Here is an 11,997-nt window from a genome sequence, read left to right on the forward strand (position 1 = left end):
TATATTAAGAATTTCATAGGGTTGTTGTTTATCCAGATAGCCAATATTACGATTTTCAGCCAGATCTATTGAATATATTCACAGATGCAGTGCGTGAGCTGGTATAGCCATCTCTTCCATTAATTAATATGGTCGTATCATGTCTATTTAGTCGGTTAGAAAGTTTAGATACTATTTTAAAAGATCGTAAATACAATCTTCTTTGGGATGAAACTCAATAGGCGAGTTGATAAGAATCTTTCTAATGTTTTCGAAATCATAATTCTCACAAGATATCTTTAAGTCATTTAATAATGAGTTTAATTTATCCCAAGGTAAAAATACTTCATTTGCTGTCATTATTCTAGGGTGATTGGTGCCAGAAACGTTATCACCAATGAGTAGCTCTTCATAAAGCTTTTCTCCAGGTCTTAATCCGGTAATTTGGATTTCTATGTCACCATGAGGATTGGTTTTATCTTTAACTGTCAAGCCGGAGAGGTTAATCATTTTTCGGGCAAGGTCATAAATTTTTACTGACTCGCCCATGTCCAGAACAAAGACGTCGCCATTGTTGCCCATCGCGCCCGCCTGGATAACTAATTGGGCGGCTTCCGGAATAGTCATGAAGTAACGTGTGATGTCTTTATGAGTTAGCGTTATTGGTCCACCATTTTTCATTTGTTGCTCGAAAAGGGGTACTACTGAGCCAGATGAACCAAGAACGTTACCAAAACGAACCATCGAGAATTTTGTATGGCTGTTTTCTTTAGCAAAGGCTTGTAGTATAAGTTCGGCAAATCTTTTTGTTGCTCCCATTGTGTTGGTCGGGCGGACAGCTTTGTCGGTAGAGATTAATACAAATTTTTCAACTTTTTGTTTAAGTGCCGCCTGAGCAAGTGAAAGTGTGCCAAAAATATTATTATTTATACCCTCCAGTGTGTTCATTTCTACCAGTGGGACGTGTTTATATGCAGCAGCATGGTATATTGTGTTAATGTTAAATTTGTTTATTATTTTATTTATCTTGTCTGAGTCTTTTATATCACCTAGAATTGGAATGATATTTATATTGAGTTCTCTTTCTGAATTTATTTTTTGAAGCTCCATTTCTATTGAGTAAAGACAATATTCTGTTAGCTCAAATAGTATCATCTGAGATGGAGATTGATTGATGATTTGTCTGCACAATTCGGATCCTATTGAACCGCCAGCGCCTGTAATCAGTATGTTTTTATTTCTGATGTTTTTACTGAGTAAATCTTGTAATGGATTAACTTGTTCTCTTCCTAGCAGATCATTAATGGAAACCCGCTTTAGTGAGTTTATTTGAGCTTTTCCTTCAACCAGATCATTGAAGCTTGGGATGGTGAGTATTTCACAATGTTCTTTTTGTAGTCTCTCAATTATTTTTTTTCTATTGGATATTGAAGCACTGGGTATGGCTAGTAATATCTTCTTTATGTTATATTTCTCTACCAGAAAATTTATTTTTTCTGGAGAGAAGACGTAAACCCCATGAATAGATAAATTATGTAATTTAGTATTGTCATCAACAAAGGCAATGGGGTTGAATTCTCGATGCATTGTCAATATGGGTAAAAGTTGCCGACCAGATTCTCCTGCGCCATAGATAATTACTGGGGCTCCTTTATACTTTAATAGATTACGCAGTGTTCTATATAAGAACCTTGTGCCACAGAGTGAGATAACCAGAAAAGAAAAATAAATAATAGGTACAGTTCTGGGTAAGAATGCTTGTTGATATAAGGAGAATGCTGTTAAGAATAGAGTCGATGATAATGAGCCAATAATAGCCCATTTCAATATGCTCATATTAACGTATTTCAATATCGATCTATAAAAACCAATTCTTAAGAAAATAAATATCGTGCAAGGTATTGTGAATATAATAGTGATCCAATGCTGTAAGCTGTAGAGCGGTACTTCTCTGTCAAGACGTAGCCACATACTTAGCCAGTATGAAATACTGATTATAAATATATCTACTATGAGAAGAACGAGGGTCTTTATTAGTCTATCTTGACCAAAAACTATTCTTTTATTCATAATTTTAAATTACCTAAAAACTAATTTGTAAATTGTTTTAAAAATAATCTTCAGGTCATGGAAAAATGACTTGTCATCAACATATTCTAAGTAGTATTTGGCTTTTATAGGCATCACAATATCAATATAGGCTTGATGAGGATCTGCATATTTATCTAATATTTGATTTTCATCGATCATTTCTATAGAAGCTAAATCTGTTATTCCAGGTTTGACAGATAATATTTTGTTTCTTACGTCATCTGGATATTTATCCATAAATTGTGGGACTTCTGGTCTTGGTCCAACTAGACTCATTTTTCCTTGAACAACATCAATGAGTTGAGCTAGTTCATCAAGTTTGTATTTACGTATAAATTTTCCAGAGTTTGTAATACGAAGATCGTGACCTACAGTGAGTTGGCCTTTCTGTTCTGAATCGGTAGTCATACTTCTAAATTTGTGAATATAAAAATCTTTATTATATTGACCTACGCGTTTTTGCCGGAAAAAAATAGGTCCTTTCGAGTCTATTTTTATCCAAATGGCAATCGCGATTAAGATAGGAGAAAGGATAATTAGCCCAATTGAGGATGCAGTGAAATCAAAAGCTATTTTTATTATTGAATAATTTATTTTCATTTATTCAAGAATTCCTTTAATTGTTTCGATAACGTAGATCTGGTCTTCTTGGGTCATTTTTGTGTATAAGGGAATGGATACAATTCTTTTGAAGTTTTCTTCTGCTACAGGGAAGTTATTTTTATCAAGAGAATAGGTGTTTTTCCATATGGGTTGTTTATGTAGTGGGATAAAATGGACGGAGCAACCTATATTTTTTTCTGCCATTTTTATTATAAAGTCGTCTCTTGATATTTTAACTTCATCATTCAATCTAATAGTATATAAATGCCAGGCATGTTGACTATTAGGTTCTTTAGGTTTAGTCGGTAAAATAATGGGTAGGTCTTTTAATTCACTATCGTAAAATTTAGCCATCTCTTCTCTTTTCTTCTGAAAAGAGTCTATTTTCTGTAATTGGTGAATACCGATGGCTGCACAAATATCTGGCATATTATATTTATAGCCTGGTTCAATGACTTCATAGTACCAGGCTGGTATTTTAGATTGATATCGGTCAAAGGCATCTTTACTAATGCCGTGCAGGCGCATGACTTTTGCTCTTTTTATAATATCTGGATTTCTGGTTACTAGCATTCCACCTTCAGCTGTTGTCATAGTTTTATTGGCGTAAAAACTGAATACGGTTACATCGGTGTCCAGAGTGCCAATTTTTTTTCCTTTGTATAAGGTTGGGAATGAGTGAGCGGCATCTTCAACGATTCGTAGATTAAATTCTTTAGCTATAGCAATTATTTCATCCATATCACAGGATAAACCGGCAAAGTGCACCGGTATGATCGCTTTAGTTTTGGATGTTATTGCTTTTCTTATGGCTGTTGGATCAATATTCAGGCTGTTAGGTAAAGAATCAACAAAAATAGGGTGAGCGCCCAGATAACGGACAACTTCTGCTGTTGCTGTAAAGGTGTAAGTAGGGACGATGATTTCATCACCAGGCTGGATATTAATGGCTTCCAACGCTAAATGTAATCCAGCTGTTGCTGAGTTTACCGCGATTGCTTCAACATCAGAATCTAAATACTGAGCAAAATCTTGTTCAAATCTTTTGGCTTTAGGTCCGGTAGTTATCCAACCCGTTTTAAGTGAATCAATAACTTCATCAATTTCTTCTTGGCCGAGTTCTGGAAGTGCGAAAGGGAGAAAAAAAGAGTTCATGATATAATCCTTATCTTTTATTTTTTACGTGGAATTTCTTATTGAATATAATTTTCATTATTCCAATGAGATACCCTGATCCATAAGATAAATGTATGCACAGAAATATTAATGGTAAGAAAATATAGTTTTTTTTGTTTTTAATATGGGCTCTTATTGATACCAGTAAAGCCAGAGATAAATAGATAAAAATACAACTTATATATAGATATAAAAATATTGGGCTAGTGAATGAGAGGACTAGTCCCAGAATTAACCCTAAGACAAAAGTCGGTGGTATTAGTTGTCGGAGTGATGTTGTTGTTTTTAATTTTAAGTTGACTAGTGGTTTAAATAAACCGTATTGATAGAACATAGAGCAGATTTTTTTAATTGAATCTCTAGGGTAGTAATCAATAATAATGTCTGGGACAAGATATATATTACCTCCATGTTTTATAATTCTACTGTTAAATTCATCATCTTGGTTTCTAGTTAAGTCTTCATCAAATAACCCTATTTTATCGAATATATTTCTTTTGAAAAAACCAAAAGGTACTGTATCAACTTTTCTTATATTCTTGACACCAACTCGAAAATAGGAATTACCCATACCAAACTGACTACTTAAGGCATATGCAATAGTATGGGCAATAATTGTAGGATTGCATGGTTTTGTACTAATAACTCCACCTATATTATCAATATCAAATTGTTTTGATAAACTATATAGTTTGGATAAGTAGTTGCTAGGATAGTTGGAATGAGCATCGATTCTGGCTATATATTCTCCTGTTGAATTTTTTATACCAATATTCAGAGCCGTAGGTACATGTTGCTCAGGGTTGTATAGTATTTTTATGAATTCATATTTCTCAGTATAACTTTGAATAACTTTCAAAGTATTGTCTGAGCTACAGCCATCTATAAAGATAATCTCTAATTGCTCGGTAGGGTAATCTTGTTTTAGAAGTGATTCGATACATTCTTTTATATATTTCTCTTCATTTAATATAGGGCAAATTACTGATATATTTTTCATGATTGAATAATAACCTCTATTTGGACAGTAATGATAGTTATTTAAATGCAATTTCTATATCTTGTTCAAATCTTCTGGTTTTAGGGCCGGTAATTATCCAACCAGTTTTAAGTCAATCAATAATTTTATCTATTTTATATTATTCAATTTCATGTAAGGTTAAAGGAAGGCATTTATCATTTATGATTTATCATTGCCTTTAGGAATTTCTTTGATAAAATATTATATGTGTGGTTTTTTGATGCGTATTTTTTACCATTATTTTTTAATTCAATTTTCTTTTCCCTTGAGAGTTTATTTAATTTAAGTAATCCATTTGCAATGGCTTGGGGAGATTCAGGTGGGATAGATAATCCGCAATTTGCGTCGGCAACAATGTTATTACCAGCTTCAACAGAATGTAATACTATGCATCCTGCCATCATATAATCTATTAATTTATTAGGTGAAATCCCAAATCTGTATATAGATTTTTTATGCCAACCTATATAAGCAATATCGAATAGCGAGAGCAGAGCAGGGATCTGTGTTTTCGGTATTGGATCACTAAAGGTAATGTTCCTCAAATTAAGTAAGTTAGCTTGTTTTACTAGATTTTCTTTTTCTAGCCCAGAGCCTACCAACAGAAAATGAAAGTTTTGTTTTTCTAATAATTTTGCAGCATCAATAAGGTAGTTCATGGCATTGGGTTTTCCAAGCGATCCGGCGTAACCCACAATGGTTTTATTCTCTGTTCTACAGTGATCGACTACTTTTCTGATATGAGGTGAAATAGGATCGATATTTTCAATTTGCCAATCATTTTCAACTATGCCATTAGGTATGATATGCAATTTTTTCAGGTCCAAGCCATGTTCTTTCATATGAGCATGTACATTAGGAAGTATTGAAATTACCGTATCTGAGTGGCGATAAGCGTAATCTTCAGCAAATTGACATAATCTTATAAAAGGATGTTTTGGGGACATGCCGCCTATTTCGATAGGAGATAAAGGCCATAAGTCGTGAACTTCATAAACTAATTTAGCTTTAGCTTTTTTTGCCAGACGTTTTGCGACAAAAATATCTAAAGGGTAAGTGCTTGATGCAATAACGATATCTGGTTTATTTTCTTTTATTAAATTATGTGTATCGAACCATATCTGCTTTAAGAAAGAGAATATATTTTTTACCCGGTCTAATCCATTGTTATGATAATGAGGGGTCGGATACCAGATAAATTTTAATCCACAAAGATTTTCGATGGTTTTTTTATTATCTGTTAGTTTTGGTTGCTTTGTACGAACATGAGAATAAGAAGCTGCAAGTATGGTAATATTATGTCCAGATTTGAGCCACTCTTGGCCTATATAATATGGCCGAAATTCCATACCAAGATCCGGTGAACCTGCATAATGGTTTATGTATACTATATTCATAGTGACTTTTCTAATTCGTCAGCAATTTTTATAGCAGCAACGCCGCCACCATATATAGATTGAACGGAGTGTATATTAGTATTAATCATATTGTGAACTGACTTGATTATTTTTTTATTTTCAGCATTTGATAATTTGTTCACGCCGGCTTCAATTAATTCTACCCATTCAGTTTGATCCCTAACTGTTACACACGGTTTTCTAAAGAAAAACGCTTCCTTTTGTAGTCCTCCACTATCTGTAATAACCAGAGCTGTATTTTTTAGTAACCATAGCATTTCTAAATATCCAACCGGTTCGATTAAGTGAACATCTAAATGTAAGCGATATGTTTCCAGCATTTTTTTAGTTCTTGGGTGAAGAGGAAGGACAACAGGATAAATTGTTTTATGTATATAATTTAATGCGTTCACTATTTCAGTTAATCTTTTTTGATTATCGGTATTTTCAGCACGATGTAGTGTCGTTAATATGAAATGTTGTGTGGGAATGAGTTCGTCAGGCCTTTTTGCCATTTGGCTAAAATATAAAGCAGTATCTTCCATCACATCACCCACTTTTTTTATATTAACCGATTTTGAATTGAAGCCTTCTCGTTGTAGGTTATTGATTGCTGTCTCTGTGGGGCAGAAAAGAATTGAGCTAACATTATCTGTGAGTATTCTATTTATCTCTTCTGGCATATTTATATTAAAGCTACGTAAACCAGCTTCAATATGTATAACTGGAATATGTAATTTAGATGCAGATAATGCTCCAGCTAAAGTTGAGTTTGTATCACCATATACCATGACCGCATCGGGTTTTTCTGTTATAAGTACCTTTTCAATTTCAATTAACATTTTTCCTGTCATTTCACCGTGCGAGCCGCCGTGAATATTAAGTGTGTAATCAGGTTTGGGAATTTTTAATTGATTGAAAAATATATCAGACATATTAGTATCAAAGTGTTGACCTGTATGAATGATAATTTCTTCGAATTTATTATGATCTTGTAGAGTGCGAGACACAGGACTTGCTTTAATGAATTGTGGTCTTGCTCCTAATACGGTTATTATTTTCTTCATGTTTGTTAACTTCCAAGTTGTTGATAGAATTTAATAAGTTTATTCTGTTCAATATCCCAATTGTATTTTTTATTTACCGCCAAAAATCCGTTATTACCCATTTTTTCCGCTATGTCATGGTTATTCGATAAATAATCTATCGCATTAGCTAACTCTTTAGGGTTTAATGGATCGATACAAATTCCACAATTGTTTGTTACAATAATATCTTTCCATAATGGGAAATTTGAAGCGATGACGGGAATACCTGCACTCATATATTCGAACATTTTATTAGGTTGTGCATCGATATGATTCGGTAATGGGTGGAATAGAACAATTCCAGCCATGGATTTAGATAAAAGTTCTTTTGTTTCTATTCGATTTAAAAAACCAAGCTCATCTATTTTATGCCAATTCTCCATGCTTTTGATTTTATTTTCTAAATCTTTTTCAGAGAAACTACCCGCTAATTTCATTTTTGTATCAGTCGTCAGGTAAGATATTGATTCAACCATTTCTTCTATGCATCTAATGGCAGATATGCCTCCTACATAGCATACTTGTTTTTCTTTTTTATCCCAATTAGTGTTATTATTACTTAGTTCACCTAATATCGGGTAATTATTAATGTCTATTGTGTTGTTATTTAGTTTTAAGTATTTATTTCTTATTGAGGGTGTTGCCGTAATAATTCCGTTAAATTTAGGGATAGCATACTTTTCATAGAGGAAGAATGTTTTAGAAATAAGCGTTTTTGCGAATTTATTTAAATAAGGTTTACTAAGGATCTGTTTGGGGACATCTTCATGGGCATCAAAGATGACTGTTTTACCTTTCTTTTTAAGTCTTAATCCTATAGGTATTAACTCCGGATCATGGAAATGATATAGATCAGAATCTAGTTCTAATGCTTTTTTGTAGACTCGATTGGTTGTTTTAAAGATTCTATTTAATCGGCCTGGCAATATACCTACGTCGATGATAGATATGTTATTCTTTATTTCATTACCTTTGCCATCCGCAACAATAAGAGATACCTCATGTTCTTTTTGTAAAGCAAAACATTCTTTTAGGAAAATACGTGTATCGAAACGCGGATGTGCCGATGTCATATGTGTGATTTTCATAAGGAGTTATTGTTATCTTTTGTAGGAAATAAGAATAATAGTATGCTTAATATCAGCAGCCCATATGTCAGTAGTAGTGCTGTAATTGCCGTGTTTGATGCTGTGTACACGAATGGTAAATATAATGTTGTTGAAAGTTCAAATGGAACTTTTTTTGAACTTAGGTTCATTGCTAAGATGAGCATATTAAATATAAAGAAATTTATTATTAAGCCAGCGATACCATATCTGGCTATACCGTCCCCAATAAAACCTGTATTAGCAGAGCCTATGGTTCCGTAATATATCTGAGATATTATTTTTGGGGCATCATTAGTGAATTCCCTATTATTATTAAATGTATAATCATAAAAATAAAAGGTATTTAATGTTGGTGTGAAGAATATTCTGCGTAACCAGTGTATAAGTGGGTCATAGAAATCGAAAATAAAATACAGTAATCCGGCAGCAAGGAATGAGTATAGGATTATGTTTATCACGGAATTACTTATGTTTCTTTTTCCTTTGATATAGAAGAAGAGAGTTATAACGGTGATATTCATGAATGCTATACTTTTTAATCCTGAAGAGCAATATATTGAATAGGAAATCATAACGCTTATTGCAATAAGGATATATTTAACAAAACCTCTTACATAGAATGAAGCTAATAATAACAATGGTGAAATTACGTATCCCCCACTTGTTATAATATACATGGTTAATAATGATGTATTTTCTTTAAAATTCTCTCTCACTGAATAAACTTTAAATATATTAGGTGGTATTAAACTGAATGCAGGGTTAGTGATAACAAAGAATAAAACAATAATACCGCATCCTATTATAAGTGTTTTATATAGATCCCAGGGGATTTGTAGTTTTGGTAACGTAATTCTATTTATTATTCGAAAGAATAATATAGACAATAAAAATAATATATTTATTGCGGATATGAAAATTACTGAATATATAGAAGCTGAATTAATTAGAGGAAATATAATTGACAATGGTATAATGTAAATTATATATATTAACCATAAAAAAACCATAATTGGATTTTTTTGGTTATTAAGTAAGAGTAGTGGTAATAATGATATCCAGCAGAATAGGATACTTAAGTGACCTTGTGGGCTGATATTATAACCTCTTACCTCTTGGAATGTGTCTAATATAAGTACAGAATTTAGATATATAATTACCTGATATATAAATATTTTTAGTATTATTTTGATTTTATTTTGCATTTTTTCTGATAAAAAAATAAATGATTGATAATACTAATATAGATAGTAAGTACATAGTAATAAAATGATAATATGCCCAACTAATAGGCCCATGTTTTATGTAATAATACCCGATATTAGAGACGGATCTATTCCAATTGTTATATAAGTTTATTATTTCTTTATTTTTAAAATGTTGATTTCTATCTATAAGATCTTTTAGAAGAAGGGTGTGTATTCTATGATATTTCATATTCGCTGGATTACCAACTAAATCATAGCTGGACCATTCATTTTTTATGTCGAACTTAAATATATTGCTACTGATTGATTTATATAAATTCTCCGACATTCTTTTACTTTTATCTATATTGAGATAATTTTCGAAGGATTCAATACCATAAGTAGAATAAATCATTCCGTTTAATACAAAAGCTAATTTGTCTGGACTTGCTTTAGGATCAACATATTCTTCAATCCAGGGCATATTATCTAAAATTGTCAGGCTACCCCCTTGATTGGCTGGAGATAACGATGATTTGTATAGTAAATGGGTGGTTGATAGATATTTATCATCACCAAAATAATCATAAGCTCTTAATAAGAGAGTAATTGCATATGCATCTGTTAACCCAGACCACCAGGGAGCAGAGAGTTTATTATTTTCATAGCCTTTATATGGCCAATCAAAATTATATAAGTAATGATTCTCACCATGGAATAACTTGATGTTGTTTAATAGCCAATCGGCTGAGAACTTAAAATTAGAAATTAGTTCTTCTTTATTGAATTTAGGTGGTGGTACATTCCATCCTGATAAAGATGAGTCCGCTCTCCATAATATATTGGTATTGTCTTTTTCTAAGCTTAAGGAGGAGTATATTATTCCGTAGTGAACGACATAAAATGGGGATAGAAATGGTTCAGGAATACGTGGTGAATGTGATAATGGAAAACCATTGCTATTAAAGTCACGTTGGGTAAATTTTCCTTTCATGGCTAAGTTTCTAACATTACCGTTGAACTCATCTAGCTCATAAGCATATTGATTGAATGTATAACTGACGATTATTACGATGATTATATATGGCATGATTTTCATTATATTTTTTGTTTTTCTCATTCTAACCCTCTTTGTCGCGTAAAAGATAATCTTAAGATATAAGCTGTACTCATTAGATAAAGAATGAAGCTTGTGAGTGAAAAGAATAAAATGGTGAGGTAAATATCCCCTAATAAATATCCGGCGAGAAGGGCTATAAATCTTAATATAATAGATGTTGATTGAATGAATAAATTACTCTTCTGGTATTCATAAATGGATAAATAGATCGATAAAGATGAATATATTATTTGTCCAGATAAATGAGGTATTAAGCATAATAAATACTTGCCTGATTCGTGCCATTCTTCACCGAAAATAAATGTTATGATTGGTATACCAACTAAGTATGTTACTATGGCAAATAAAATAGAAATTAGTCCTAGGGAATAGAATGTTTTTTTAATTTTTAAGAAAGGTGATGCAGGTATACCTTTTAAATATCCTTGTAATATAGATGAAACTGTTTGGTTTAGTAGTGTAATGGGTGCACCTGATATTTTAGATGCGATTAAATAAAATCCTGCGGATTTTAGTCCGTAGGCAGACATTATAAATAATTGAGGTAGTTCATTACTGACAGTATTAATTAAGCTGGCAGGGAAATCATAAACTGGAAATTTGTAATATTTCTTAGCGATAAGTTTTATTTTTTTAAACTCGTTTTTTCTTATTATCAGGCGATATTGAGATTTTTTACTCAAAAATAGGATACCTAATGATTGGCCTAATATCTGCCCTAAGATAAGGCTGCTTGCTCCCAAACTGGCTATACCCCCAACTATTTGAATACTAATCATAGCGACCGTTTGAGCTATTTTAGTGATAGAGAGTTCACGGTATTGTCTTTTTCTTATGCTATTGAAGCTCATTGCTCTATAAAACCCATAAGTAATAATACCTAGAGGTATATAGTATATGTGATTTCCTATAATTATTTTTTCTGGGATTTTGAATGTTGCAAAAATAGTGATTGCTATAAAACTAATGATGATTGAAATTATACAAGATAATGTGACTAATGAATTAATTTCACGTTCTTTTTCTGATGCGCTGATTGAAAATTCATAACGGAGGCAAGCACCTACTGCCAAAATACTTAAAATAGATGAAAGTGAAGCATAAATTCCTAATTCTTCAGGTGAGAATAATCTTGTCAGTACAGGTGTTGATAGCAGTAATAATATCTGGCTTAATAATGACGAAAGTAATAAGCCAGATAAATTCTTTATAAACTTATTCTTCAT

Annotated in this window: 10 protein-coding genes; all 10 read right to left on the reverse strand. The window is 32.2% G+C overall.

Annotation, left to right across the window (positions count from 1 at the left end):
- Window positions 1–171: 171 nt before the first annotated feature.
- Window positions 172–2,049 (reverse strand): polysaccharide biosynthesis protein, encoded by a 1,878-nt coding sequence (locus tag C5470_RS08360; protein WP_166287663.1) that lies wholly within the window; start codon window positions 2,047–2,049, stop codon window positions 172–174.
- A gap of 9 nt (window positions 2,050–2,058) precedes the next feature.
- Window positions 2,059–2,670: a sugar transferase gene (locus C5470_RS08365; RefSeq protein WP_166287666.1), complete on the reverse strand. Its 612-nt coding sequence runs from the start codon at window positions 2,668–2,670 to the stop codon at window positions 2,059–2,061.
- On the reverse strand, window positions 2,671–3,828 hold the full coding sequence (locus C5470_RS08370; RefSeq protein ID WP_166287669.1) for a DegT/DnrJ/EryC1/StrS family aminotransferase: 1,158 nt from the start codon (window positions 3,826–3,828) through the stop codon (window positions 2,671–2,673).
- Between the two features lie 10 nt (window positions 3,829–3,838).
- Window positions 3,839–4,849: a glycosyltransferase family 2 protein gene (locus C5470_RS08375; protein WP_166287672.1), complete on the reverse strand. Its 1,011-nt coding sequence runs from the start codon at window positions 4,847–4,849 to the stop codon at window positions 3,839–3,841.
- 176 nt (window positions 4,850–5,025) lie between these two features.
- Entirely contained in the window at window positions 5,026–6,267 is a 1,242-nt protein-coding gene (locus tag C5470_RS08380) for a glycosyltransferase family 4 protein (RefSeq protein WP_166287675.1), read from the reverse strand.
- The gene (gene wecB / locus C5470_RS08385) at window positions 6,264–7,334 is read right to left on the reverse strand and encodes a non-hydrolyzing UDP-N-acetylglucosamine 2-epimerase (protein WP_166287677.1); all 1,071 of its coding nucleotides are present in this window, start codon (window positions 7,332–7,334) and stop codon (window positions 6,264–6,266) included. The genes C5470_RS08380 and wecB overlap by 4 nt, the downstream gene beginning before the upstream one ends.
- Window positions 7,335–7,339: 5 nt before the next feature.
- Entirely contained in the window at window positions 7,340–8,428 is a 1,089-nt protein-coding gene (locus C5470_RS08390; RefSeq protein ID WP_242687840.1) for a glycosyltransferase family 4 protein, read from the reverse strand.
- An 11-nt stretch (window positions 8,429–8,439) separates the two neighbouring features.
- A complete protein-coding gene (locus tag C5470_RS08395) occupies window positions 8,440–9,669 on the reverse strand; it encodes an oligosaccharide repeat unit polymerase (RefSeq protein WP_166287683.1) in 1,230 nt (409 codons plus the stop codon).
- Window positions 9,659–10,771 carry a D-glucuronyl C5-epimerase family protein gene (locus tag C5470_RS08400; RefSeq protein WP_166287686.1) on the reverse strand — a complete coding sequence of 371 codons (1,113 nt, stop codon included), beginning with the start codon at window positions 10,769–10,771 and terminating at the stop codon, window positions 9,659–9,661. Before C5470_RS08400 ends, C5470_RS08395 begins: the two co-directional genes overlap by 11 nt.
- Complete coding sequence (locus C5470_RS08405) at window positions 10,768–11,997, reverse strand: oligosaccharide flippase family protein (RefSeq protein ID WP_166287689.1); 1,230 nt, start codon at window positions 11,995–11,997, stop codon at window positions 10,768–10,770. The genes C5470_RS08400 and C5470_RS08405 overlap by 4 nt, the downstream gene beginning before the upstream one ends.

The sequence above is a fragment of the Photorhabdus stackebrandtii genome (genome assembly GCF_011189495.1).
Taxonomy (GTDB): Bacteria; Pseudomonadota; Gammaproteobacteria; order Enterobacterales; family Enterobacteriaceae; genus Photorhabdus; species Photorhabdus khanii.